At 73.3% G+C, this 25,546-nt stretch carries 16 protein-coding genes; 6 read left to right on the top strand and 10 right to left on the bottom strand.

Annotated features, from left to right (window positions below; translation table 11 throughout):
• Nucleotides 1-11: 11 nt before the first annotated feature.
• The 3 genes from JT723_RS26525 to afsR form a co-directional block, all read right to left on the bottom strand.
• Entirely contained in the window at nt 12-641 is a 630-nt protein-coding gene (locus JT723_RS26525; RefSeq protein ID WP_205047323.1) for a hypothetical protein, read from the bottom strand.
• Between the two features lie 358 nt (nt 642-999).
• Entirely contained in the window at nt 1,000-1,167 is a 168-nt protein-coding gene (locus JT723_RS26520; protein ID WP_205047322.1) for a hypothetical protein, read from the bottom strand.
• A 168-nt stretch (nt 1,168-1,335) separates the two neighbouring features.
• Nucleotides 1,336-4,284, bottom strand: coding sequence for an SARP-family global regulator AfsR (afsR, locus tag JT723_RS26515; RefSeq protein ID WP_205047321.1), 2,949 nt, complete (start codon nt 4,282-4,284; stop codon nt 1,336-1,338).
• Between the two features lie 367 nt (nt 4,285-4,651).
• Between afsR and JT723_RS26510 the strand changes: the two genes are divergently transcribed.
• Both JT723_RS26510 and JT723_RS26505 read left to right on the top strand, forming a co-directional pair.
• Complete coding sequence (locus JT723_RS26510) at nt 4,652-5,695, top strand: AMP-binding protein (protein WP_251512983.1); 1,044 nt, start codon at nt 4,652-4,654, stop codon at nt 5,693-5,695.
• A 172-nt stretch (nt 5,696-5,867) separates the two neighbouring features.
• A complete protein-coding gene (locus JT723_RS26505; protein ID WP_205047320.1) occupies nt 5,868-6,413 on the top strand; it encodes a GNAT family N-acetyltransferase in 546 nt (181 codons plus the stop codon).
• Between the two features lie 7 nt (nt 6,414-6,420).
• Here the strand turns inward: JT723_RS26505 and JT723_RS26500 are convergent, their stop codons facing one another.
• Nucleotides 6,421-7,515 (bottom strand): BUD32 family EKC/KEOPS complex subunit, encoded by a 1,095-nt coding sequence (locus JT723_RS26500; RefSeq protein ID WP_240166225.1) that lies wholly within the window; start codon nt 7,513-7,515, stop codon nt 6,421-6,423.
• A 109-nt stretch (nt 7,516-7,624) separates the two neighbouring features.
• Nucleotides 7,625-9,172 (bottom strand): CehA/McbA family metallohydrolase, encoded by a 1,548-nt coding sequence (locus JT723_RS26495; RefSeq protein WP_205047319.1) that lies wholly within the window; start codon nt 9,170-9,172, stop codon nt 7,625-7,627.
• Nucleotides 9,173-9,531: 359 nt separating this feature from the next.
• Here JT723_RS26495 and JT723_RS26490 point away from each other — a divergent pair, with 359 nt between their 5' ends.
• The 3 genes from JT723_RS26490 (at nt 9,532) to JT723_RS26480 (ending at nt 16,776) form a co-directional block, all read left to right on the top strand.
• Nucleotides 9,532-12,105: a bifunctional FO biosynthesis protein CofGH gene (locus JT723_RS26490; protein WP_205047318.1), complete on the top strand. Its 2,574-nt coding sequence runs from the start codon at nt 9,532-9,534 to the stop codon at nt 12,103-12,105.
• Between the two features lie 44 nt (nt 12,106-12,149).
• On the top strand, nt 12,150-15,257 hold the full coding sequence (locus tag JT723_RS26485; protein ID WP_205047317.1) for an ATP-binding protein: 3,108 nt from the start codon (nt 12,150-12,152) through the stop codon (nt 15,255-15,257).
• Between the two features lie 415 nt (nt 15,258-15,672).
• Nucleotides 15,673-16,776: an ADP-ribosylglycohydrolase family protein gene (locus JT723_RS26480; RefSeq protein WP_205047316.1), complete on the top strand. Its 1,104-nt coding sequence runs from the start codon at nt 15,673-15,675 to the stop codon at nt 16,774-16,776.
• Between the two features lie 64 nt (nt 16,777-16,840).
• Here the strand turns inward: JT723_RS26480 and JT723_RS26475 are convergent, their stop codons facing one another.
• From JT723_RS26475 to JT723_RS26455, 5 genes are all read right to left on the bottom strand, one after another.
• On the bottom strand, nt 16,841-18,409 hold the full coding sequence (locus tag JT723_RS26475; protein WP_205047315.1) for a sodium:solute symporter family protein: 1,569 nt from the start codon (nt 18,407-18,409) through the stop codon (nt 16,841-16,843).
• A 402-nt stretch (nt 18,410-18,811) separates the two neighbouring features.
• The gene (locus JT723_RS26470; RefSeq protein WP_205047314.1) at nt 18,812-20,047 is read right to left on the bottom strand and encodes an aminotransferase-like domain-containing protein; all 1,236 of its coding nucleotides are present in this window, start codon (nt 20,045-20,047) and stop codon (nt 18,812-18,814) included.
• Between the two features lie 205 nt (nt 20,048-20,252).
• Entirely contained in the window at nt 20,253-20,462 is a 210-nt protein-coding gene (locus tag JT723_RS26465; protein WP_033173462.1) for a DUF397 domain-containing protein, read from the bottom strand.
• A gap of 209 nt (nt 20,463-20,671) precedes the next feature.
• On the bottom strand, nt 20,672-21,526 hold the full coding sequence (locus JT723_RS26460; RefSeq protein WP_205047313.1) for a helix-turn-helix domain-containing protein: 855 nt from the start codon (nt 21,524-21,526) through the stop codon (nt 20,672-20,674).
• A 523-nt stretch (nt 21,527-22,049) separates the two neighbouring features.
• Nucleotides 22,050-22,751 (bottom strand): GOLPH3/VPS74 family protein, encoded by a 702-nt coding sequence (locus JT723_RS26455; RefSeq protein ID WP_205047312.1) that lies wholly within the window; start codon nt 22,749-22,751, stop codon nt 22,050-22,052.
• A gap of 653 nt (nt 22,752-23,404) precedes the next feature.
• Between JT723_RS26455 and JT723_RS36275 the strand changes: the two genes are divergently transcribed.
• On the top strand, nt 23,405-25,321 hold the full coding sequence (locus JT723_RS36275; RefSeq protein WP_205047311.1) for a D-alanyl-D-alanine carboxypeptidase: 1,917 nt from the start codon (nt 23,405-23,407) through the stop codon (nt 25,319-25,321).
• Nucleotides 25,322-25,546 lie beyond the last annotated feature (225 nt).

Below are 25,546 nucleotides of genomic sequence, written 5' to 3'. Positions count from 1 at the left end.
GTGCGCGGGCGTCAGCCCGGGGGCCGGCCGGGCAGCGGTGGCGGGAGCGGCGGCAGCGTGAGGGTGTCGTCGTCATCCGGGCGGTGGCCCGCGTCGGGCGGTGCGAGCGGCTTCTCGCGGAGTGTCGGTTCCGGCTCGTACGTTTCCGGCTCGTACGGTTCCGGGTACGACGCCGGCCCCTCGTATGCCGCTTCGGAAGGCGGCGCCGACGGCTCGCCGTAGCGGCGCATCGCGCGGCCCGGCATCACGGCCGCGCCGAGCAGCAGCAGGGTGCCGCCGCCGACCGCCGCTGCCACGCCGACGTCGAGCCCGTCACCGCCGGCCGTGAGCGAGCCGGCGGACTGGCCCTGCCGGACCATCCACAGCACGGTGACGCCCAGCACCAGCACGCCCGCGGCGCCCACCGCGACCCGGGAGCGCAGCAGCACACCGAGCAGCGCCAGCAGGGCGGCGAAGCCCAGGGGGAGGAAGAGGGAGCCGAGCAGGGCCGCATCCGCGGGGGTGGCGCCGGCCCCCGTGAAGAGGTCGTCCACCCGGATGTCGGACCCCTGGCGCCCGCCGTACCAGATTCGGAAGGGGCTCCAGACGGCGAGCACTGCTCCGACGAGCGCGAGCAGCGGGCCGAAGATGTTGCGGAGCATCCGGCGGCACCGCCTCTTTCGCGTACTCAGCCCCCTCGGGGCCGAGGCTACGCCGGGTGCTCCGCCTTCGCCACGCGAGTGGCCGCGGGTCGTGTGGACCCGCGGCCTGCACAGCTGTGCGCACCGCCGTGCGCATGTGCGGGCACCGCAGCAGACTGACCGCAGCGTCCCCTCCCAGCTGCGGTCAGTCTGCTCCTGCCAGCCCGGGGCTGTCGTCCGCGGCCCCTGATCCGCCGACGTTTCCCCCTCCCGGGCTGCCCCCCAGGTCCCCCGTCCTCCCCCTGATCCCCCCGTGGCCCCCCGGCCCCCTGATCCCCCGTGCGGGTCCGCTCCCCGTCAGCGGACGTGGTCTGCGGTGTTACTGGCGGGTGCCCTCGGTGTAGATGTTGTTCGGCTTGACCGTGCCGGACGTGGTGGCCGTCTCGGGGGCCGTCTCGGGCGTGCCCTCGGTGTAGATGTTGTCCGGGTCCACGGTGCCGCCGTCGCTCTTCGGCGCCTTCGGGGTCTTCGCCTGGTCTGCGCTCATCGTGCTCTCCTGTGTGCTGTGAGTACGTGAAGACGTACTGTCGTGACGCCCGCCCGGCAGCGACCCCCGTACACCACCGAGCGGGCAGCTCGTGCAGTGATGGAATCGTGGCACCCCGCGATAATCAACTGATAAACGGCACCAGTTGAGCGATAAAGGGTCGATCTGCTAGACGGCGACCGTCGACCGGGGCTCGTCCTGGTCCTCGTCGCCGAGCAGCCGGCGCACGTCGGCGGCCTCGGGCGACCCCAGCGAGCTGAAGATCGCCAGCGCGTCCTGCCAGCAGGCGTGGGCGCGGATCTGCTGGCCCATTCCGTCAAGTGCGCGGCCCAGCACGGTCAGCGCGTTGGCCGTGCGCCACTCGCCGCCGATCTCCCGCATGATGACGAGCGACTGCTCGATGTGCGCGGCGGACTGCCGCCACCGCTGGGCCGCGAGGTGGAGCTGCGCGAGCCGGAAGAGCGTCATGCCCTCCCAGAACTGCTGCCGCGCGGCCCGGAAGATGCCCAGGGCCTCGATGAGGCAGTCCAGCGCCTCGTCGAAGCGGCCGGCGGCGGTCAGCGTGACGCCCATGGTGTAGAGCCCGTTGCCCAGCCGGAAGCCGGCGCCCAGCTCCCGGTGGATCGCCACGACCCGCTCCGCGGTGGCCGTCGCGGCCTCGGTGTCGCCCAGGTCCTGCTGCGCGCGGGCCAGGTTGCTCAGCGCCGAGACCTCGCCGTGCTTGTTGCCGTCCGCCCTGAAGGCGTCCAGGGCGGTGGTGTGGTAGGCGGCGCTCTCGGCGAAGCGGTGGCCGGTGTGGGCGAGCGAACCGCGCAGGTTCGGCGCGTAGCTGGACGCCACCGGGTCCTCGGCCGCAAGGCCGAGCAGCAGCGCGCGCTTGGCCTCCTCCTCCGCCGCCTCGAACCTGCCCGACAGCCGCAGCAGCTGCCCCAGCCAGACCCGGCCGCGGCCCTCGACCAGAGCGTCGCCGCAGTCCTCTGCCGCGGTCACCAGGGCACGCGCCGCCTGCTCGAACTGCCGGCTGTAGACACCGGACTCCACCAGGTCCTGGCCGGCCAGCAGCACGTCGACGGCCCGGCGCAGGAAGCTCTCGCAGCCGCCGTCCGCGGCCTGCTGCACGGTCGCCAGCAGCCCCTGGGCCTCGGAGAACAGCCACTCCAGGGAATCCTCCCTGGCGGCGAAGGACAGGCCGGGGTGGGTGGTCGGCGCGAGGTGGTCGATGACGCGGTCGCCCGGATTCTCCAGCGCGTACGCCGACACCGCGGACGCCAGCGAGAAGTCCAGCAGCCGGGACAGCGCGGCGCAGCGGTCCTCGGTGGACTCGTCGGCCTCGGCGCGCTCGCGGGCGTACAGGCGCAGCAGGTCGTGGAAGCGGTAGCGGGCAGGGGCGGCGGACTCGATGAGGCTGATGTCGACCAGGGCTTCGAGCAGCTCCTCCGTGCGGTAGCGGTCCAGGTCGAGCACCGCGGCCGCCGCGTCCAGCGAGATGTCGGGACCCTCGGGCAGCGACAGCAGCCGGAAGGCGCGGGCCTGCGCGGCCGACAGGTGGCCGTAGCCGAGCGCGAAGGTGGCCTTCACCGCGAGGTCGCCGGCCCGCAGCTCGTCGAGCCTGCGCCGGTGGTCGGCGAGCTTGTTGGCCAGGACCGACACCGTCCAGGTGCGGCGGGCGGCGAGGCGGGCGGCGGCGATACGGATGGCGAGCGGCAGGAAGCCGCAGGCGGCGACGACGTCGAGGGCGGCCTGCCGCTCGCTGTTGACCCGCTCCTCGCCGACGATGCGGGTGAACAGCAGCAGCGACTCCTCGGGCGACATCACGTCGAGGTCGACCAGGTGCGCGCCCGCCAGGTCCACCATCCGCACCCGGCTGGTCACCAGGGCCGCACAGCCGGGTGTGCCGGGCAGCAACTGGCGTATCTGGGCGGCGTCGTAGGCGTTGTCGAGCAGGGCCAGGACGCGGCGGCCGTCGAGCGTGGAGCGGTAGAGGGCGGCGCGGTCGGCCAGCGACTCGGGGATCGCCGCGTCGGGCAGGCCGAGGGCGCGCAGGAAGGAGCCCAGCACGGCCTCGGGTTCTGCCGGCCGCGGCCCCGTGCCCTGCAGGTCGACGTAAAGCTGCCCGTCGGGGAAGCACTCGCGGCCCGCGTGCGCGACCTGGACGGCCAGCGTGGTCTTGCCGACGCCGCCGATGCCCGCGACGGCGGAGACCGCCATCACGCCGCTGCCCGTTGTCGCCGCGGACAACTGCTCGCTCAGCTCGCGGACGAAGGCGGCGCGGCCGGTGAAGTCGGGCACCGTGGCCGGCAGCTGCGCGGGCCGCAGGATGTCGGGGGCGCCGGGTGCGAGGGTGCCCTGCGGCGGGGCGAGGCCGCTGTCGGCCTCCAGGATGCGCTGGTGCAGCTCGCTCAGCTCGGCCGAGGGGTCGATGCCCAGCTCGTCGGCGAGCATCCGCCGGGTGTCGGCATATACGCCGAGCGCCTCGGCCTGCCGCCCGCTGCGGTAGAGGGCGAGCATCAGCAGGGCGCGCAGCCTCTCGCGCAGCGGGTGCTCCGCGGTGATGGCGGTCAGCTCCGAGACGGCCTCGGCGTGGGCGCCGGTCTCCAGGTCGAGTTCCAGCCGCGCCTCGATCAGGCCCAGGTGCCATTCGGCCAGCCGCACCCGCTGGGTCTCGGCGAACGGTCCCGGCAGCCCGGCGAGCGGCTCGCCCTTCCACAGGTCGAGGGCGCTGACCATCAGGTCGCGGGCCTGCGCCGGGTCGCTCTGGCGCACCTTCTCGGCCTCGGCGGCCAGCTGCTCGACGCGGGTGGAGTCCAGCGCCTCGACGGGGATCTGGATCGAGTAGCCGCCCGAGTCGGTGACCAGCGTCCCCGAACCGAGCGCCTTGCGCAGCCGGAAGGCGTACGAACGCAGGGCGGCGAGTGCGGTGTTGGGCGGCGTCTCGCCCCACAGGGCGTCGAGAAGCTCGGGCGCGGTGGCCGTGCGGCCGCCGCGCAGCAGCAGTACGGCCAGCAGCGCGCGCTGCTGGGGTGCACCGGTGGCGATCGGCTGGTCGTCGCGCCAGGCACGCACCGGCCCGAGGACCGCGAACCGCAGGCCGCCGCCCGGTTCCGTCCCGCTTCCCATTCATGCCCCCTGAACCGCCGCGAGCCGTACCGGTCACGATATGGCCGGGCCGGTCCGGCTCTGCGCGCGTATATCAATCATTCATCGCCGGACGGAACAGTTGACCGCACGGCACTCGTCGACGGAGCAGCGGGTTCAGCCCCGTCCGTGTCAGTTTGCCGTGTCGGGCCGTCCCGGGTCACCCCATGCGGGTCCCCAACCGGTCCTACGGCAGAAGTTGGGCCGAATTTGATATTCCGGCTGTGCGTGCGCGGAGGTTGTGGTGTGTGGGGATGGAACGAGCCGTGGGGCTTTGCGCGTCAGGACGGGTAGCTGAGCCGCGATGTGTGCGAAGTGTGCGGATCGCGCGGGTGGCCCGCGCAGGACGGTGCTGCGGGACGCCGGCGCGCCCGACGCGCCGGGGCGGTGCGCGGGCGACGCGCTCGACGGCAGGGGCGCGCTCGACGGTACGGGTGCGCTCGACGGCACCGGTGCGCTTGACAGCACGGGTGCGCTCGACCACCTGCCGGGCGACGGGCAGTTCGCCTGGTGGGGGCGCCCGCAGCGCGAGCGTGTACGGCCGCTGCACGCAGCGCAGCCGCCGGGTACGGCATATGCGCCGCACTATGCCGAGCCGCGGGAGACCGCTGCCATGAGCGGCGGGAAACACGGCAAACCGCGCAGGACGCGGATCGGCGGCGGCGGTGGCGGCGGCGCACGGCCGGTCGCCGGCGACGGCGGCATGCTGCCGGGGCCGCTGCTGCGCCGGCGTGCGGAAAGGCGCCCCACGGCGGTGCCGGAACTGCCCTTCGAGGGCCGGGCGGGCGCCGCGGTCGGCACCGCGGGCTGCAGCTTCGCCGAACTCGACCGCCGCGCCCGGGCGATAGCCGCACGCCTCGGTACGCTGCTCAGCCCCGGCAGCCGCGTGCTGCTCGTCTACCCCGAGGGCCCCGACCTCGCCGGCGCCTTCTTCGGCTGCCTGTACGCCGGCATGGCCGCGGTGCCGCTCGTGCTGACGACGCCCGGCGGCGTCCACACCGTGCCGCGCGCCGTCCAGCGCTGCGCCCCCGACCTGGTCCTCACCGGCACCGACGGCTGGCACGCGCTCGACGTCGACCGCAACCGCACGCAGGTCGTCGAGGCGGACGGCGTACGCGTCGGCGGCGAGCCGGTGTGGCGGCTGGCCACCCAGTGGCGCCCGGTCGGCGTCCTGCGCGGCGCCCCCGCCTACCACTGCTACCACGACGACGGGCCCGCGGGCGGCCGCCTCGAAGCGGCCATGTGCCACGGCGACCTCGCCGAGGTGATGACCGAACTGGCCCAGGCCGTACGCCTCGGCACCGACGAGGAGAACGTCGGATGGATCGCGGCGGTCCACGGCCTGGAGGAGGCCGTCTGGCGCATCCTGCTGCCGGTGCGGGTGACCGGCTGAGGCTTGCGGGGCACCGGCGCCGCGGCCCTGGCGGCCGTCGCCTCCGCAATGGCCAAGCGGTTGCCGCTGCGCATTGCCGAGCCGTTTGCCGGACCGGCAAAATCCGCTGGCCGCCCCCGCGGCGGTGCTATTGACTGCGGTGCGGAATCGGCAGGCACGGCAAGGGGGCGGCATGGCAGCGCAGTTCCGTTACGCAGGACCCGGCGACGCGGAGGCGGTGGCGCGGCTGCACGCCGACAGCTGGCGGCGCCACTACCGGGGTGCGTACTCCGACGCGTATCTCGACGGCGACGTCCTCGGCGACCGGCTGAACGTGTGGTCCGGGCGCCTTGCCGTGCCCACCGGCACCCGCACGCTGCTCGCCGAGGACGGCACATATGTGCTCGGCTTCGTCCACGTCGTGCTCGACGACGACCCGAAGTGGGGCAGCCTGGTCGACAACCTGCACGTGACGGCGACCCGGCAGCGTACGGGCGTGGGCCGGGCGCTGCTCACCCGCGCCGCACAGGAGGCCGCCGCCCTTGCGCAGTCCCCTGCGCTGTATCTGTGGGTGCTCGAACAGAACACGCCCGCCCAGGCCTTCTACACCGCCATGGGCGCCGCGCACGTCGAGACGACGCTCGTCGGCCCCCCGGCCGGCGACCCCACCCGGCTGCACGGCACCCCTTCCAAGTTCCGTATGGCCTGGCCCGACGCGGCCGCGCTCAAGGGCGCCTGAGCCGCGGTCACCCGGCAGACAGCCGCTGCACCTGCTCCAGCGGGTACGGCGTCGCGCAGTCCTTCTCCAGCGTGCCGAAGAAGTCGGTCAGCACCACCGCCAGCGGGGCGTGCCGGGCGATGAAGTCCGCGGGACCGGCCGGGATGCCGGTGGGGCGGGCGCCGTCGGCGAAGGACCGCAGGAGCGCGTCCCGCTCCTGCGGGCGCGGCGCGTACAGGGCGTCGAGCAGCCGGTGCACCAGGCTGGTGACGGTGTAGCCGCGGTCGTAGACCTGGTGGCGCTCGAAGAAGCCGGCCTCGTCCGCGTCCAGTTCGAAGCGCGAGGACAGGGCGAGGCCGAAGTCGGTGACGTACAGGCGGCGGCCGTCGGTCAGGATGTTGCCGAAGTGGGCGTCGAAGTGGAGCAGCCCGCGGGAGTTCATGAAGCCGGTGGCTGCGGCCAGTTCGCGCGTTACCATGGCGAAGGCGCGCTCGGCGGTACGCCCGCCCGCCGCGATACGCGGCGGCAGCCACTCGCGCAGGCTGGTCGGGATGTACTCCAGGAAGAGGGCGAGGCTCGCCGTGCTCTGGTGGCGTTCCTCGATCCGCCGGCGCACCGCCTGGCTGCCGCCCCAGTAGGCCACCGCCCTGTCCACGTCGGCCAGTTCGTCCGGCGGTGCGACCGCGGCAGTGCCGCCGAGCACGCGCCAGTGGTGCATCAGCGGAAATCCTGCGCAATGGCCGGCGATCACCCAGTCCGTGGTCATGGCGTGCAGAGCCAGCTCGCGCCACGCCCCGAAGCCGGGACTGGCGATGCCGAAGTGGCAGTAGGCCGGCAGGGCGTACAGGTTGGCCGTGGACCGGACGTGGCCAGGGTGCGTCTCCCGCTCGCCCAGCGTCAGCAGCTTGACGAAGACCTGCCGGCCGTCCACGTCCAGCAGCGCCGTCCTGCCGCCGATCCCGGTGCCCAGCGGCGCGGCGGACTCCACCATGTCCCGCAGAGCGCTGTCGCTGCGCAAGGCCAGCGCCGTGGAGACCGCACCATGTGCGGCCAGCCGGGAAGTACGCGACATGGCGCCGGCCGCGCCCGCCCCGCCTGATGCCGCCCGGTCCGATCCCGCCATGAGGCACCGACCTCCGCTTCCGGCGCCCGCCCCAGTGCAGGCGCCCCGCGCCCGACCCTGCCATACCGGCGGCAGGGGTGGGCGCGGGACGGCGGCAGCGCTCCCGGCGCTACTTGCGGTCGAGCCAGATCGGGTTGGTGATCGCCGCGGCAGGGCCGGGGATGCCGGCCGGGGTGCCCGCGGGCGCCGGGTGGCGGACCTCCGCGCGGACGTACGCCGCCAGCGACGCGGTCGTCTGCCAGCTGACCGTGCCGGACGCGGGCAGCGCCGATGCGAAGACCTGGCCCTCGTCGGACACCAGGCGCAGCAGCGAGTCCGCGGGGACGCCGGAGACGGTCAACTCCACCGTCACCACGGCGTCGGCGGCGACCTTCAGCCGGTCGCCGATGCCCGCGTGCTCGCCGTGCGGCCCCTTCGCGGTCAGGGACAGCTGGACGGCGGCGCTCTCGGCGATCCAGGAGCGGCCCGCCCTGATCCCCTCCTGCAGCGCGTGCCGGTTCAGGCCGTCGGCCAGCACCACGGTCTGCGGCAGGCCCACGACGTCGGGGTCGCGGTGGGCGTCGGAGTTGCCCATCGCGGGCACCCAGTGGCCGTCACCGCGGCGCACCGCGCCGGTCAGCAGGTTGTCCCAGGTCAGCAGGGACGCCTCGTCGTCGGTGGTCCACGGGCCGTTCCAGACCTCGATGGCGTCGACGTTGTCGTAGCCGAACTTCCACTGGCTGGCCAGGCTCGTGCCGTACGGGTGCGCCGGCACCACGATGCCGCCCGCGCGGCGGATCTGCCGCGCGAAGGAGTCGAAGGCGTCGTCGCGCGCCCGGTAGCGCCAGTCGACGAACTCGCCGCCGTCCAGGCCGATCGCCAGGAAATGGCCGTTGCGGGTGGTGACCTCCTCACCCGTGAGGATGAGCAGGTCGTCACCCGCGAGCGGGGCGAGGAAGGGATGCGCGGAGGTGGTGTTGTGGTCGCTGGAGTTGATGAAGTCCAGCTTCGCCGTCCGCGCCAGCTCCGCCAGCTGCTCCACCGTGCGCTTGCCGTCCGAGTGCACGGTGTGCAGGTGGCAGTCGCCGCGGTACCAGCCGCGCCCGCGCCCGGCGACCTGCTCCGGCGGGTAGACCGGCTTGGGAGTGCGGCCCTGCTCGCCGAGCGTCAGGCTCACGGTCACCGAGTAGTCGAGGCCCTGCGGCGCCACCGTGTACGGCCCGAGGACGACGTACCAGGTGCCCGCCTCGACCGGCCCCGCCAGGTAGCCGGGCGTGGCCTCCTCCGCGCTGATCGCGAACTCGGTGCGCGCACCGCCCGACCAGCCGCGGAAGCCGCGCCCGCCCAGACCGGTGCCGTGCTGGTCGAAGATGCCGATGTCGCAGGCGTTGCCGAGGGTGCCGGCCGGCACGGCCGGCCGGTCGTAGGTGTACGACACCGCGATCTGCCGCACCCCGCGCGGCACCTCGACGGGCAGGTAGACGAAGTCGGCGACGCCGGTGGGGAGGTGGCCGGTGACGGTCCTCGTCAGGTCCTGACCTGACGAAGTGCCCGCCGTTCCGGCGGCGTCGGCCCCGCCGGGGGAGTCGGAGGCTGAGGCGAAGTTCACGGGGGCCAGCGTAAGCACGGTGGTTGCGCTTGCCAGCGCTGAGAGTTTGAGTACGTCGCGTCGGTCCATAGCGCGTACGGTCGTCCCACCGGGTGAAGCCCGGGTGAACGCCACCCTGTGCGACGGTGGGCCGTCGCTCGAACCCCGCCTTTCCCTGCGCCGGGGGCGCCCGTTCGCACGGGCGGTGAGCGTTTTTTGAGGGGCGCGGGGAACTGCGCGCCCAGCCTCCCCCAGCGCTTCGCCTGGGGGTGCCCTCACTCGCTTCGCTCGCCGGCCGGTGGTTCGTCTCCGGACCGAAGAGCCCCTTTGGGTCGGTGACGACCCGCGCGCCCGGTGGGGGCTTGGCGCGCAGTTCCCCGCGCCCCTATGTGCTCGGCCTCGCAGAAGAGGCAGCGCACAATGTCGCAGGGGCGACCTATGCTCGGGGGATGACCTTGGAGCCGCCTGCAGCAAACGCCATGCGCCGCGCCCTGCACCGCGCAGCGGAAGGCGTCGCCCTCGACACGGGCGAAGCCGCCGTGCTGCTGCAGGCGAGAGGCGAGGACCTGCGACGGCTGGCCGCGACAGCGGCAAGGGTGCGGGACGCGGGCCTTGAGGCGGCGGGCAGGCCCGGCGTCATCACGTACTCGCGGAAGGTCTTCATACCGCTGACGCGGCTGTGCAGGGACACCTGCCACTACTGCACCTTCGTGACCGTGCCCGGCAAGCTGCGCCGGGAGGGCCACGGTCTGTACCTGTCGCCGGACGAGGTCCTGGACATCGCCCGGCGCGGCGCCGAGATGGGCTGCAAGGAGGCGCTGTTCACGCTGGGGGACCGCCCGGAGGACCGCTGGCCCGAGGCGCGGGAGTGGCTGGACGCGCACGGCTACGACGACACGCTGGCGTATGTGCGGGCGATGTCGGTGCGGGTGCTGGAGGAGACCGGGCTGCTGCCGCACCTCAACCCCGGGGTGCTGTCGTGGACGGACCTGCAGCGGCTCAAACCGGTCGCGCCCTCGATGGGCATGATGCTGGAGACGACGGCGACCCGGCTGTGGTCCGAGCGCGGCGGCCCGCACTTCGGCTCGCCCGACAAGGAGCCGGCGGTGCGGCTGCGGGTCCTGGAGGACGCCGGCCGCTCCAACGTGCCCTTCACCACCGGCATCCTCATCGGCATCGGGGAGACGTACGAGGAGCGCGCCGAGTCGCTGTTCGCGATCCGCCGCACCGCCCGCCGCTACCACGGCGTCCAGGAAGTCATCGTGCAGAACTTCCGGGCCAAGCCGGACACCGCGATGCGCGGCATGCCGGACGCGGAGCTGGAGGAGCTGGCGGCGGCCATCGCGGTGGCCCGGGTGGTGCTCGGCCCCGCGGCCCGCATCCAGGCGCCGCCGAACCTCGTGGACGGCGAGTACACCCGCTTCATCGAGGCCGGCATCGACGACTGGGGCGGCGTCTCGCCGCTGACCCCCGACCACGTCAATCCCGAGCGTCCGTGGCCGCAGATCGAGGACCTGGCCGCGCGCACCGCGGAGACCGGCTTCACGCTGCGCGAAAGGCTCACCATCTACCCGGAGTTCGTCCGGCGCGGCGAACCCTGGCTCGATCCGCGGCTGGTCCCGCACGTCCAGGCGCTGGCCGACCCGGAGACGGGCCTCGCGCGTGAGGACGCCGTGGTCCAGGGGCGGCCCTGGCAGGAGCCGGACGAGACCTTCCCGGCGGCCGGCGGGCGCACCGACCTGCACCGCACGATCGACACCGAGGGCCGTACGGCCGACCGCAGGGACGACTTCGACGAGGTGTACGGCGACTGGGCCGAACTGCGCGAGCAGGCCGCGCCCGGCATGGTGCCGGACCGGGTGGACGCCGACGTGCGCAAGGCGCTGTCGGTCGCCGCCGACGACCCGACGAAGCTCACCGACGCCGAGGCGCTCGCGCTGCTGCACGCGGACGGCCCGGCGCTTGACGCCCTGTGCCGTATCGCGGACGACCTGCGCAGGGACGTCGTCGGCGACGACGTCACGTACATCGTCACGCGCAACATCAACTTCACCAACGTCTGCTACACCGGCTGCCGTTTCTGCGCCTTCGCGCAGCGCCGCACCGACGCGGACGCGTACACCCTCTCGCTCGACCAGGTCGCCGACCGGGTGCAGCAGGCGTGGGAGGTCGGCGCGACCGAGGTGTGCATGCAGGGCGGCATCCACCCCGACCTGCCCGGCAGCGCCTACTTCGACATCGCGCGGGCGGTCAAGGCCCGCGTCCCCGGCATGCACATGCACGCGTTCTCGCCGATGGAGGTCGTCAACGGCGCCACGCGCACCGGGATGCCGATCCGCGAGTGGCTGACCGCGGCCAAGGAGGCGGGGCTCGACTCGATCCCCGGCACGGCGGCGGAGATCCTCGACGACGAGGTGCGCTGGGTCCTGACCAAGGGCAAACTGCCCACCGCCACCTGGGTCGAGGTGGTCAGCACCGCCCACGAGCTGGGCATCCGCTCGTCGTCCACCATGATGTACGGGCATGTGGACCAGCCGCACCACTGGCTCGGCCACCTGCGGCTGCTCGCCGAGATCCAGCAGCGCACCGGCGGCTTCACCGAGTTCGTGACGCTGCCCTTCATCCACACCAACGCGCCCGTCTACCTGGCCGGCATCGCCCGTCCGGGACCGACCGCCCGCGACAACCGGGCCGTCACCGCGATGGCCCGGCTGCTGCTGCACCCGCACATCACCAACATCCAGACCAGCTGGGTGAAACTCGGCGCGGACGGCGCCGCCGAAATGCTCCGTTCGGGTGCCAACGACCTGGGCGGCACCCTGATGGAGGAGACCATCTCCCGCATGGCGGGCTCCGGTTACGGCTCCTACCGGTCGATCCGCGACCTGGTCGCCATTGCCGAGGCCGCCGGCCGCCCCGCCAGGCAGCGCACCACGCTGTACGGTGAAGTGCCCGCCGAGCGCATAGCGGCCGGCCTCGCCTCCGACGGGCACCTCCCGGAGCTGCTGCCGGTGCTGGACTGAGCTCGGCGGTGCCCGGGTGAACGGCTGACAGGAGTGGACGGGGCGTGGCCGGCGAGCGGTTGTCACTGCAGGACGTGATGCGCCGGCGCCGCGGCGGCGGCGCCTTCGTGGGCCGCCGCGACGAGATGGCGGTCTTCCTCGGCAACCTCGACACGGAACCCGGCGACGAGGCCCGCCACGTCCTCTTCCACGTCCACGGCCCCGCCGGCGTCGGCAAGTCCACCCTGCTGGCCCGGCTCGCCCAGGAGGCGCGCGCCCGCGGCGCCCTCACCGCCACCGCGGACCATGACGCCATGACCGTGCCCGCCGCCATGGCCGCGGTCGCCGCCGACCTGGCAGGACAGGACCGCCCGCTCAAGGCCTTCGACCGGCTCTACGCCGCGTACCGGCAGCGCCGTTACGAGGCCGAGGCGCTGGGCGCCGCCGGGTCGCCCTCCGCGGGCAGCGCCGTCGTCGCCCAGGCGGGCCTGGCCGGGCTCGGCCTCGTACCCGGCCTGTCGCTGGTCGCCGGCGCCGTCGACCCCGGGCGGGTCGCCGAAGGCGTCGACCGGTTACGCGCGGCCGGCAGCAGCCGCTTCCGCAACGAGCAGGACCTGCAGCTGCTCCTCGACCCGGTCGCCGTCCTCAGCCCCGTCTTCACCGCCGACCTCGCCTCGGCCGCCGCGGGCGCCCGCTGGCTCACCCTCTTCTTCGACACCTACGAGCGCACCGGCCCGGTGCTCGACGGCTGGCTGCGCGACCTGCTCCTGGACGGCCGCTACGGTGCGCTGCCCGCCAACGTCGTCGTCACCCTCGCCGGGCAGGGCGCCCTGGACCGGGCCGGCTGGGCCGGCAGCCTCGACATCGTCACCCCGCTGCCGCTCGGCCCCTTCAGCGAGGCGGAGGCCCGGGAACTGCTCGCCGCCAAAGGCGTCACCGACGAGGCCGTCGTCGCAGCCGTGCTGCGGCTCACCGACCGCCTCCCGCTGCTCGTCAGCACCCTGGCCGCGACCCGGCCCAGCGGCGCGGAAGCGGTCGGCGACCCCGCGGACACCGCCGTGGAACGCTTCCTGGCCTGGGAACGCGACCCCGCCGCCCGGGCCGCCGCCCTCGCCGCGGCCCTCCCTCCGCACCTGGACGAGGACGTCTACCGCGTCGCCGTCGGCGACGACGTGCCGGCCGCCGCCGACCGCTACGACTGGCTGCTCGGCCTGCCCTTCGTCGACTCGGCCGGCGGACACGCCCGCTACCACGACCTCGTCCGCAGCCAGATGCTCAGACTCACCCGCACCCGCTCTCCGCAACGCTGGCGCGACCGCCACGAACGCCTCGCCGCCGCGCACGCCGCCTGGCGCGAACGCGCCGCGCGCGGCAGGAGCGGCGGCGACTTGTGGGCCGACGCCACCTGGCGCGACCACCGCCGCCACGAGAGCTACCACCTGCTCTGCGCCGACCCCGGCGCCGCCCTCGCCGACACCCTGCTCCACCTCTGCCGCGCCGCCACCGCAGGCGCCGACACCGCCCGCCGCTGGACCAGCATGCTCGCCGCCGCGGCCACCGACGCGGACGCACCCGACCTCGCACACTGGTCGCGCTCCCTCGCCGCCCTCTACCGCACCCACACGCCCGGTGCCACGGTTCCCGCGGCCCGCCGGGGCGAGCCGCACCCACCGCCCGGCGGCGCCCTCGGCGGGGAGCGGGCCGTCGCGGTCGTCTCGCTGGTGCTGGACGGGGACGCACTGGACCGGGAGCAGCGGGCGGTGGCGTACGCCGTCAGGGCGTGGGCGCAGCGGCAGGCCGGCCGGCCGGAAGCCGGGCTCGCCGACTACGACCGTGCCGCCAGGCTCGGGCTCGGCACCTTCCGGCTGTACGCCGAACGGGGCGCCACGCACTGGACCCTGGGGCGCCCCGAGCAGGCCGCCGCCGACTACGCCCGGGCGCTCACCGCCGACCCCGCAGACCCGCAGGCGCAGACCGTACGAGCCCAGCGCGGCGGTGCGCTGCTCCAGGCGGGGCGGACCGCCGAGGCCATCGCGGAACTGGACGCCGCCGTCGCCGCGGACCCCGGCGGCGCCGGACCCGCCCGCGTCTTCCGCGCCATGGCGCTGCTGCAACTCGACCGCCCCGCCGACGCCCTGGCCGACGTCGAGGAGTGCATCGCAGCCGCAGCCCCCGACCCCGACACCCTCGCCCTGCGCGGCCTCGTCCGCCAGCGGCTCGGCAGCAACGAGCAGGCACTCGCCGACTTCGACACCGCCCTCGTCGGCCGCCCCGACCCCGCCGCCTGGGTGCTCACCGGGCGCGGGCTCGCCCTCGAAGCGCTCGGACGGTACGCCGACGCCGCCGAATCCTTCGCCCGCGCCGTCGACCAGGGCGGCGCCACCGACGCCGACACCCTCACCCACCGCGCCCGGCTGCTGCGCCTGGCCGGGCGCACCGGGCAGGCGGTCGCCGCCGCCGAACGCGCCTGCGTGCAGCACCCGGACAGCGCGGCCGCCGCCAGGGAGCTGGCGTACGCCCTCTCCGGCGCCGGGCGGCTGCAGGACGCCGCCGACGCCTTCGGGCGGGTGCTCACCCTCGAAGGCGGCGCCGACGACGCCCTCACCGCCCTGGCACGCATCCACGTCCTGCTCGGGCGGCCCGCCGCCGCACTCGCCGACCTCGACCGGCTCACCGGCCCCGCCCCCGCGTGGCTGCCCGGGCGGCGCGCCCAACTCCTCGTCCTCGCCGGCGACATCGCCGGCGCCACGGCCGTACTCGACGCCGACGGGGCACACACCCTCGACGACCTCCTCACGCTGGCCGTCTGCCACCGCGAGCAGCGGCGGTACGCCGAGGCCGCCGCCACGCTCGACCGCGCCGGCGCGCTCGCCCCCGGGCACGGCGCGGTCGCCCTGGAGCGGGCGCTGCTCACCGCACTCACGGACGGCCCCGACGCGGCCCGGCCGCTGTGGCTCGCGCTGCGCGCGGCCGGAGAGCCGGAGGGCGTCCTGCCCGAGGTCTTCCGCGCCGTGCTCGCCGCCGGGCTCGGGCGCTGGGACGACGCGGGCGTCCACATCGCGGCCGTCCTCGCCGGCGACGCGCCATGGCCCGCCCGAGCCGCCCTCGCCCGCACCCTCACCGCCCTCACCCCACCCACCCCCCTCCCGCCACCCCTGACCGCCCCACCCTGATTGCCCCTTGCGGTGGACGGCCGACCTCCCCGCAGTTCCCCGCGCCCCTCAAAGACGCCCACCCTCTTCCCCAGAGGGCAACCCATAGGGGCGCGGGGAACTGCGCGCTCAATCACCCACCCACCGGAAGGTGCGAGCCCGCAGCACGTGGCACCCATCTGCGCACCCCCCGCCGGGGGGAAGGCGAACGCCCACCGCAAGTGGCACCCACCCAGGGGCGCGGGGAACTGCGCGACAAGCCCCCGCGCAGCGGATGGTGCGGGCTCACAGCACGTGGCACGCAGGGGGGTCCGGGGTATCCACAGGGGGGTGGGGGGCGGAAGTGTGTGATGTGGCCCCGCCGGAGGCGGACCCTTCGGCTATCGTGCAGGCGCAGAAACGCGTTGGGATCGGGGGCTGATCGAAGGGGACCGCTTTGACCGCTGTCTGGGGTCGCGCGCAGCAGCAAGACTTCCGCAGCCGCGTCCGTGGCTGTCTGCTGGGCGGGGCGATCGGTGACGCGCTGGGCGCGGGGATCGAGTTCGAGTCCCTCGACGCCATCCACGGCAACCACGGACCCGACGGTGTCACCGACTACGTCACCGCCTACGGGCGGCGCGGCGCGGTCACCGACGACACGCAGATGACGCTGTTCACCGTCGAGGGCCTGATACGCGCCCAGGTGCGCCGGGACACCGGCGCCTGGCACCCGCCGACCGACATCCACCGCGCGTACCGCCGCTGGGCGGCGACGCAGAGCGAGTGGGGGCCGGACGAGCGGCGCAAGGACGCGGGCTGGCTGGCCCGCGAGGAGTGGCTCTACGCGCGCAGGGCGCCGGGCAACGCCTGCCTGAGCGGCCTGGCGGACGACCGCATGGGCACCCTGGAGGAGCCGAAGAACCCCGGCTCCAAAGGGTGCGGCACGGTGATGCGCTCGGCGCCGTTCGGGCTGCTGGTCGGGTGGGAGCCGCAGCTGGTCTTCCAGCTCGCGGTGGAGTGCGCGGCGCAGACGCACGGCCATCCCACGGGGCAGCTCGCGGCAGGCGCCTTCGCGGTGATCATCCACGGGCTGGCCCGCGGTGAGGCGCTGGACGGTTCCGTGCAGCATGCCCTGGCGCTGCTGGGTGCCCGCCCGGGCCACCAGGAGACGACGGACGCGCTGCAGAGCGCGCTGGGCGCCGTACGGCAGGGGATGCCGTCGCCGCAGCGGGTCGAGGCGCTGGGGGAGGGCTGGACCGCGGAGGAGTCGCTGGCGATCGGCGTGTACTGCGCGCTGGTCGCCGAGGACGTACGGCACGGGCTGCTGCTCGCGGTGAACCACTCGGGCGACAGCGACTCGACCGGGTCGATCTGCGGGAATCTGCTGGGCGTCCAGCACGGGGAGACGGCCCTGCCGCCGGCGTGGATCGCGGAGTTGGAGGGCCGGGCGACGATTCTGCAGCTCGCGGACGACTTCGCGATGGAGATGACGCAGGCGCCCGCGCTGCACGGCCCCTCGGGTGCCAGCCCGGCCTGGCTGGACCGCTACCCGGCCGCGTAGCTCCTCCGCCTGGCTTCCACCGGCGGGGTGGCCCCGAAGCCCCAGGACCACCCCGCCGGGCGGCCTATTCCTTGCTCGCCGCAGGGCGAAGCGCGTCGTCGCCGGCCGGCGTGGGCTCGGGAAGGGCCGCGGCGCCGCCGCCGTCGGTGTTGATCTTCGCGAGCAGCGCGTCCCGCTCCGGCGTGTCCTCGGGCTTGATCCAGCCGACGACGATGTACAGCACCAGGGAGACCGCGAGCGGCAGCGAGATCTGGTATTCGAGGTTGACGCCGCCGGAGACCGCGTCGTTGATGGGGTAGTTGAGCAGGTAGAAGGCGAACAGGCCGAGCGCCCAGCTGGTGAGTGCCGCGGTGGGGCCGGAGCGGCGGAAGCGGGGGAGCAGGCCGAGCATGAAGGGGATCGCGATGGGTCCCATGAGGCCGGCGACCCACTTGATGACGACGGTGATGATGTCCTTGAACGTCGGGGAGTTGACCTGCGTGGCGACGGCCATGGACAGGCCGAGGAAGGTCAGCGTGGTGATCCGGGCGGCCACCAGGCCGATGCGGGCGCTCCATTCGCGGGCCTGCCGGGAGAAGGCGGGCGCGATGTCGCGGGTGACGACCGCGGAGATGGCGTTGGCGTCGGAGGAGCACATGGCCATGGTGTGGGAGAAGAAGCCGACCACGACCAGGCCGAGCAGGCCGTGCGGCAGCAGCTGTTCCGTGAGCAGCGCGTAGGAGTCGGAGCCGTCGGGCTTCTTGGCGTGGACCAGGAGCGGGGAGATCCACATCGGGAAGAAGAGGATGACCGGCCAGACGAACCACAGGGCGGAGGAGAGCATGGCGCCGCGGGTGGCTTCCTTGGCGGAGCCGGTGGCCATGTAGCGCTGGGCCTGGTTCCACATGCCGCCGTTGTACTCGAAGGTCTTGATGAAGAGGTAGGCAAGCAGGAAGACCGTGGTGTAGGGGCCTGCGGTGGGGTGGCCGTGGTGGCGCAGCGCGGGCTCGTCCCACACGTTCCAGATGCCGCTGACGCCGCCGACCTTGTTCAGGGCCGCGACCAGCATGGCCAGGCCCGCCACCAGCTGGATGACGAACTGGCCCAGTTCGGTGAGCGCGTCGGCCCACAGCCCGCCGACGGTGCAGTAGACCGCGGTGATCGCGCCGGTGATGACGATGCCCTGGGTGATGGTCACACCGGTGAAGACCGACAGCAGGGTGGCGATCGCCGCCCACTTGGCGCCGACGTCGACGATCTTGAGCAGGACGCCCGACCAGGCGAGTGCCTGCTGTGTGGCCAGGTTGTAGCGGTTCTTGAGGTATTCCAGCGGTGAGGAGACGTGCAGCCTGGACCGCACCCGGTTCAGCCGGGGTGCGAAGAGTTTGGCGCCGATGGCGACCCCGATGGCGATGGGCAGCGCCCAGGTGACGTACGACGTGATGCCGTACTGGTAGGAGATGCCCGCGTAACCGGTGAACATGACCGCGCTGTAGCCCGACATGTGGTGCGAGATGCCGGACAGCCACCACGGCATCTTGCCGCCCGCGGTGAAGTAGTCGCTGACGTCGTCGACGCGTTTGTGCGACCACACACCGATCGCGATCATGACGCCGAAGTAGGCGATGAGCACGGTCCAGTCGAGACTGTTCATTGTCCCCTCCAGGGGGTCCGCCTTGTGAACGGGAACGCACTTCGCCGTTGCGCTCGTCCGGGCGGGTCGCCCCCGTGCGGGAGTGGGGACTTCCGGGATTGAACCCCTGGCGCGGAGGGCGGGTCAAGGGCATCTGCGTTCAAGAGTCTGAATCCAGGTCAGAAAGCCGAACGATTTTACTCGCTCTTTACTTCCCTTGGCATTGTGATGACCACGACGGCGAACCCACGATGAGCGGGCACTTCGCTGGGCGCGGAAACGGGCACGACGGAGCGGCCGTACGGGAGCGGGTCCCGTACGGCACGGAGAGGAGGGTGTGGTGGTCGGCGCGTGCGCCGGTTAGTGAGCAGTCACTTCATGTTCGGTGAGTGATCAGTCACTTCGTGTGAGTGAGCAATCACTTCACCGTGCCCCGCCGAAGGCCGCCGCGAGCCGGCGCAACCCCTCGGCGATCTCCTCGGGTGTATGCGTGGTGAAGGACATCCGCAGGGCCGCGCGGTCCGGATCGGCCGCGTAGAAGGGGGCGCCCGGCACATAGGCGACGTCGTGTGCGACCGCGGTGGGCAGCAGTGCGGTGGCGTCCCGGTCCTCGGGCAGCCGCACCCACACGAACATCCCGCCGTCGGGGCGGTTCCAGGTGCTGCCGGCCGGCAGGGCCGCGGGCAGCCCCGCGAGCAGCGCGTCCCGGCGCGAGCGGTAGGCCGTACGCACCCGGTCCAGATGCGCGTCCAGGTCGTTGTCCGCGAGGTAGCGGGCGGCAGCCGCCTGGTCCACCGTCGAGGTGTGCAGGTCCGCCGCCTGCTTGGCGATCACGCAGGCCCGCAGCAGCCCCGCGGGCGCCCGCAGCCAGCCCAGCCGCATCCCCGGCGCCATCATCTTGGAGAAGCTGCCCAGCAGCACCGTGCGGTCCGCGGCGGCCGCGTAGGAGCTGATCCAGGGTAGGTGCCCGCCCTCGAAGCGCAGCTCCCCGTACGGGTCGTCCTCGGCGATCCACAGCCCGTGCCGCCCGGCCACCTCGGCGACCGCGCGGCGGCGCCGCTCGGGCAGGGTGCGGCCGGTCGGGTTCTGGAAGTCGGGGATCAGGTAGAGGAGTTTGGGCCGTTCGCGGCGCACCAGCTCCTCCAGGGCGTCCGGCAGCACCCCGTCCTCGTCGGTCGGCACCGGCACCACCCGGGCGCCCGCGAAGCCGAAGCACTGCAGCGCCGCCAGATACGTCGGGTTCTCCACCAGGACCACGTCGCCCGGCTCCAGCAGCACCGTCGCCAGCAGTGCCAGCCCCTGCTGCGAACCGCCGGTCACCAGCAGGTCGCCCGCCCCGGTGGCGAGCCCCCGCCGGGTCAGCCGGCCGGCCACCGCGGCCCGCAGCGCCGGGTCGCCGTCGGTCGTGGAGTACTGCAGGGCCGTACGCGGCTGCTCGGCCAGTACGCGGGCGTACGCCGCCCTGATGCCCTGCGCGTCGAACAGCTCGGGCGCGGGCAGCCCGCCCGCGAAGGAGATCACCTCGGGCCGCGCGGTCAGCGCCAGGATCTCGCGTACGGGCGACGCGCCGACATCGCGTGCGCGCGCGGCAAGTGCGGGCGGTGCTGCGGGAGCGGGAGCGGGAGCGGCTTCGGTGGCGTCTCCGACGGTCGTCGTCATGTGCGGCAGCCTACGAAGAATCGATGTATTGTCCAGACACTTTCCGGCATGTGGTCACCGCCGCCGGCTCCGGCCCGCGCAACGGCCGGTGCTCGACCCCGGAAACGCAGCGAGCCCCCTCGGCCAGGACGGCGGCCGGTCGAGAGGGCTGTTGCGGTGGTGCGGCGCTGCGTCAGGAACCCGCACGATCAGCGGGTCCGTCGGGTCAGCGCAGGTCGAACGTCCCGTGGTCCACGTCGGAGACGAAGGCCGACCACGCTTCGGGGGAAAAGGTGAGCACCGGACCCTGCGGGTCCTTGGAGTCGCGGACCACCACGGCCGCGACAGCGGGGGACTTCACTTCTACACAGGCACCGTTTCCGGTGGACCGCGAGGACTTCCGCCACGCGGGGGTGCTGCCCAGCTTGATTGCCATCTCTGCTCCGGTCTGTGCTGGTGACGGCGGCGGGGTGTACTCCGCAGTGCATCGAGCCGTGGGGATGAGGTGTACACCACTACCTGACTGCGCCCGACGCTACTCGCCAACATCACCGACAGGGTGGGATCTTCACCCGACCAGGGGGCAGTTTCCTTGCAACTCTTGTCAGTTGGCCCGGTAGTGCAGTACTTTGCGCGCCTTCACCCTCACGCGTACCGCTGCGCCGCCTCACCGATGAACTGCCGGGTGGCCTCCGCGCTGAGCGCCTGCGCCCGCAGGTGCTCGTACATCACGCTGTACGCCTGCACGTCGGTGTCCTTCTCCAGGTACAGGTCGCTGTTCACGCCCTCCAGATAGACCACCGTCGCGTCGGTGGCGTCGGTGAACTCCAGCACCGCGAACTGCCCGCTCAGCCCCGGGTGCGCACCCGCCTCGAACGGCAGCACCTGCACCGTCACATGCGGCAGGTGGCTCAACTCCACCAGGTGCATGAGCTGTTCGTGCATGATCTGCGAGTCGCCGACCTTGCGGCACAATGCCGCCTCGTCCACCACCGCCCACATCCGCAGCGGCCCGTCAGGGTCGGTGATCCGCTCCTGGCGGCGCATCCGCACGCTGACCCGCTTGTCGACCTGCTCGGCCGTCGCCTCCGGAAGGTTGCCCGCGATCATCGCCGCCGCATAGCCGGGGGTCTGCAACAGGCCGGGCACCACCTGGGGTTCGAAGACGCGCAGGCTCGCCGCCTCGGTCTCAAGGCCGATGTAGACGCTGTAGGGGATGTCGCCGAAGGCGTGCCACCAGCCCTGCTGGCGGGACTCCTTGGCCATCTGCATCAGCGACTCGACGATGCGGACGTCCTCGACGCCGTACACCCCGCACAGGTCGCGGACGTCGCGCTGGCTGATGCTGCGGCGGCCGTTCTCCAGACGGCTGATCTTGGACTGGGAGACCAGGAGCCGGGCCGCGACCTCCTCGGCCGTCATCCCCTTCTCCTCACGGAGCTTGCGCAGCTCCGAACCCAGACGGCGGCGCCTGACGGTGGGGTTGACGTTGGCGACCACAGGAACTGCACCTCCACGCTGATCCGTACTGATGGTCAGCAGCCTGCCACTAGCGGTCATCACCGCGCTGGCGAATGGTCGTAACAAGCTTGCCCGGTCCGCACGCCGGGGCGCGCGGACGCCCGTGGCGCGCCCCGTGCCGGGCCGGAAAAACGTGCCGCGCGGGGCGATGGGTCCGGACGTTGCCGTCCGGCGCCCGCCGCCCCGCGCGGCACAGCGGCTCCCGGAGGGGATCTCGCTGCGGACGGACCCGAGTCCGCGGTGCCCCGTCCCTGCCGACGGGCACCGCCGCCCGTCCTGCGTCGTTACGGGTTGCGGTGGTGCACTGCGCATTGCGCAGCCTGTGGAGCCGTGCTCATTGCCGAGTGCTGGGTTGCGCGCCGTTTCGTGCTCGCGTGATGCCGCGTACTGCCGTGTGCCGGCACGCCCGGCGCTCTTGGCGCGCCGCCGGTGTGCCAGGTGCTCGATGTGCGGTGTGCTCGCTGTGCATGGTGCTGCTCACAGTGCTGCCGGGCGCCGAGGATCAGCGCGCACCGGCCCTTGCCATGGTGCCGTGCCCCACCGCGCGCTGTGCCTGGGCCGGTGGGCGCTTGGGCTGCGCGGCCACGCCGTTCTGCACGTCCATCACGGCGTGCGCGACGAGTCCGCCCATGGGGTCGTACCTGATCAGGTCACGCAGGCGCGATCGTGACGACCGGCCCTCGTTGCCCGGGTACAGATGCTTGCCGAGGCCCACGGAATGGGCGAGCGCGGCGAGCGCCGCGGTCCGCGGGTCCGGCGGGACGCCGGTGCGGATCGCACTGTCCAGCCGGGCTCTGATCTCCCGGCTGACCGCGCTGTCGGTCGCCTGATACCGAGTGGTCGGCAGTACCCCGCACATCTGACCCGGCACGGCATGCACCATGCCGCACCGCTCCAGGTGCGCGAGATACGTCTGGCGCAGCCCCAGCCGGGGCCCGCCGATCCAGTGGACCGCCCGCACCGGGCTGCCGCGACGTCGCAGCAGTTCCAGAGCGGAGTCCAGTGTCGGATCTCCGGTCGGCCGTGGGTGCACCACGGCGATACGATCCCCGTCAGGGGCTATCCGTCCGGCCAGAGCCAGCTCGACGAGCTGTGCTCCGGCGAGGCCGAGGTCGAGCGACTGCGGCTGCGCCGTGGTCCCGGTGGTCGGGTCCAGGGCGAGCAGCAACAGCTCTTCCGGAATTGTTCTGCGGCTCTTGCCCATCCATGCCTCCCCGCGTGGATGAATGACAGGGTGACGCCTCTCACACCGGCCTGTCGAGAGCGCCTTTGCCATATCGGCGGGAACCGGCTGGTATGTCGTTCTCGTCTACGGGGGCGGTGGTGGTGTCGCAGACGGCCTGCGGGCCCGTCGCGGGACTATTGCCAGTGTGGGTCAGGACGGGTAGGGGCGCCATCGGGCGCCCCGCACGACGTGTGGAGGAGGTCTGCGTGGCGGGCGAGTCCCCCGGCAGGGAACAGCAGCACGGAACGTCGGGGGAGGTGGCCGCGTCCAAGGTCGCGGACCCGAGACTGGTGGTGTTCCGGGCGCCTGTTGAGGTGCGCGAGGCGGCTGTGGTGGACGCCGCGCCGGTGCGGACCGACGACGCACCCGCCGACGCCGTCCAGCCGGCCGACCCGGAATCGGCGGATCTGTCTGCCGCGGAAGCCCGTTCGCAGTCCACCGCGACCTCCACGGATAGTACCGGTGCGAATGCGCCTGGTGATGACATGGTCGTGGACATGACGGACGACACGGCTACGCCACCCGCCCCGCAGGGCCTGCGCGAACCGGCCGCGGAGCCCCGGAAAACGGAACCAAATCGTGATCCGGCCGCTGGGGCTGAGGGGGCGGGAGGGGCTGCTGATGCAGCTGAGGTGAGTGAACTTTCAACCCGGGAAGCGGAGGTCGAGGCGGAAGCCGAGACGGACTCCGCGCCCCGGAGCGCGCCCGAGCACACCCCCGACGGCGCCCCCGAGGACGCGCCCGCCCCCACCCCGGTGGCGGAAGAGGGCGCCCGGACGGCGGGCGACCGGGAGGGTGAGCTTTCCGGGACGGCCTCCGGGCCGGCTCAGGCGCCGGCCTCCGACGCGGAAGGGGACGCCCCCGAGGACGACGCCGTGCCCGAGGACGTACCGGAGGACGCCCCCGCAGAAGCGGAATCCGCGGGAGACGCCGCGGAGGACTCCGTGGCCGAGCCCGCGGCGGAGCCCGCAGCCGACCCCGAGGACACCGGAGTGCACCGGGCCGCGGTGCGCAAATCCCTGCTGCGGCCGCTGGTGTCCGATCTCCCGGCCGAACGGCCCGTCGGACGCACCGGGCGCCCCGCGGCCGGCGCCACGCCCGCCTGGGCCGCCTCCGCGCCCTCCACACCCCCCGCGCCCCCGGCCGCCGTGCCGCTGCCGCCCGCCGCCGTACCCGGCGAGGACGACAAGGACGCCAGCGGACCCGAGGGCACCCGGGTCATGCCCGTACCCCAGCTGCTGCCCCCCGGCTCAGGCCACACCGGGTCCACCCCGCTCAAACTGCTGGCCCACCTCACCAACACCCCGCCGCCCCGGCAGACCGTGCTGCGCAGCGTCGTGCGCCGGTTCAAGATCTGGACCCCGCTCGTCGTGCTGCTCGCGGTGGTCTTCGTCGTCGTGCAGTCCGTACGGCCGATCCCCGCGGCCAGCCTCCAGCAGGCCGGCGCGACCTCGTACGCCTTCGCCGGCGCCCCGCTCCCCGCGTCCATGCCGTGGCCGAACGAGGGGCAGTCCGTCGCCGAGGTCGAGGGCATCGGCTCCCTCGGCGTCCACGGCGCCCAGACCCCCGTGCCCATCGCCAGCCTCACCAAGGTGATGACCGCCTACGTGATCCTGCGCGACCACCCGCTCACCGGAAAGCAGGACGGCCCGCTCATCACCGTCGACCAGCAGGCCGCCGACGAGTCCGCGTCCGCCGACGAGTCCACGGCGCACGTCATCGCGGGCAAGAAGTACACCGAACGCCAGATGCTGCAGCTGCTCCTGATCCCCTCGGGCAACAACATCGCCCGGCTGCTGGCCCGCTGGGACGCCGGCACCCAGGAGGCCTTCGTCGCCAAGATGAGGTCCGCCGCCGCAGGGCTCGGCATGACCCAGACCACGTACACCGGAGCCAGCGGCTTCGAGGAGACCACCGTCAGCACCGCCGTCGACCAGCTCAAGCTGGCCCGCGAGGTCATGAAGAACCAGGCCTTCCGCTCCGTCGTCTCCCTCGCCTGGGTCGTCGTGCCCGACGTCGGCAAGATCTACAACAACAACAACGACCTGGTGAACCCCGGCGTCATCGGCATCAAGACCGGCTCCAGCACCCCCGCGGGCGGCGCCCTGATGTGGGCGGCCAACAAGAAGGCCGGCGGCAAGGAGCAGCTGATCCTCGGCGTCGTCCTCCAGCAGCACGGCGGCACCACCGTCAACGACAGCCTCAACGCCGCACTGGCGCGCAGCCAGCAGCTCATCGAGTCCGTCCAGGGCGGACTGACGTCCGCGACGATCGTGAAGAAGGGCCAGGTCGTCGGGGAGGTCAGCGACGGGCTCGGCGGATCCACGCCGGTCGTGGCGGCCGCCGACCTCACCGCGGCCGGGTGGGGCGGACTGCGGTCCACCCTCACCCTCACGCCTCCACCTGGCGGTCTGCCGCACAGCGCGAAGGCGGGTGCCGTGGTCGGCACGCTCACCGTCGGCTCGGGTGACGCCCGGGCGTCCGTCCCCGCCATCCTCCAATCCGACCTGAAGTCCCCGTCCTTCACCTCCAAGCTGACCCACTTCTGACCCTGCGGGCGGCTACGGGCGCAGGGCAGGTGATCGCCCCCTGCGGTGGCGTCGCCTTCCCTCCGCCGGCGGTGGCTGGGCGCGCGGTTCCCCGCGCCCCTGAGAAACGCTCACCCTCTTGCGCACAGGGCAAGCCAAAAGGGGCGCGGGGAACTGCGCGACCAGCCACGACGGCACCGAAAGGTGCCAGCTCACCGCAAGGGGCACCCACCTGAGCACGCGCCG

It is taken from the genome of Actinacidiphila bryophytorum (genome assembly GCF_016916835.1).
Lineage (GTDB): Bacteria > Actinomycetota > Actinomycetes > Streptomycetales > Streptomycetaceae > Actinacidiphila > Actinacidiphila bryophytorum.
Note: the sequence above shows the minus strand (reverse complement) of the source record. Positions and strands in the feature narration are given on the sequence as shown.

Coding starts and splice junctions, on each gene's coding strand:
- JT723_RS26495 (WP_205047319.1), bottom strand. CDS start 9,172: ATGGACCGACGCGACGTACTCAAACTCTCAGCGCTGGCAAGCGCAACC.
- JT723_RS26505 (WP_205047320.1), top strand. CDS start 5,868: ATGGCAGCGCAGTTCCGTTACGCAGGACCCGGCGACGCGGAGGCGGTG.
- JT723_RS26465 (WP_033173462.1), bottom strand. CDS start 20,462: ATGGCAATCAAGCTGGGCAGCACCCCCGCGTGGCGGAAGTCCTCGCGG.
- JT723_RS26470 (WP_205047314.1), bottom strand. CDS start 20,047: ATGACGACGACCGTCGGAGACGCCACCGAAGCCGCTCCCGCTCCCGCT.
- afsR (WP_205047321.1), bottom strand. CDS start 4,284: ATGGGAAGCGGGACGGAACCGGGCGGCGGCCTGCGGTTCGCGGTCCTC.
- JT723_RS26475 (WP_205047315.1), bottom strand. CDS start 18,409: ATGAACAGTCTCGACTGGACCGTGCTCATCGCCTACTTCGGCGTCATG.
- JT723_RS26490 (WP_205047318.1), top strand. CDS start 9,532: ATGACCTTGGAGCCGCCTGCAGCAAACGCCATGCGCCGCGCCCTGCAC.
- JT723_RS26455 (WP_205047312.1), bottom strand. CDS start 22,751: ATGGGCAAGAGCCGCAGAACAATTCCGGAAGAGCTGTTGCTGCTCGCC.
- JT723_RS26500 (WP_240166225.1), bottom strand. CDS start 7,515: ATGGCGGGATCGGACCGGGCGGCATCAGGCGGGGCGGGCGCGGCCGGC.
- JT723_RS26520 (WP_205047322.1), bottom strand. CDS start 1,167: ATGAGCGCAGACCAGGCGAAGACCCCGAAGGCGCCGAAGAGCGACGGC.
- JT723_RS26525 (WP_205047323.1), bottom strand. CDS start 641: ATGCTCCGCAACATCTTCGGCCCGCTGCTCGCGCTCGTCGGAGCAGTG.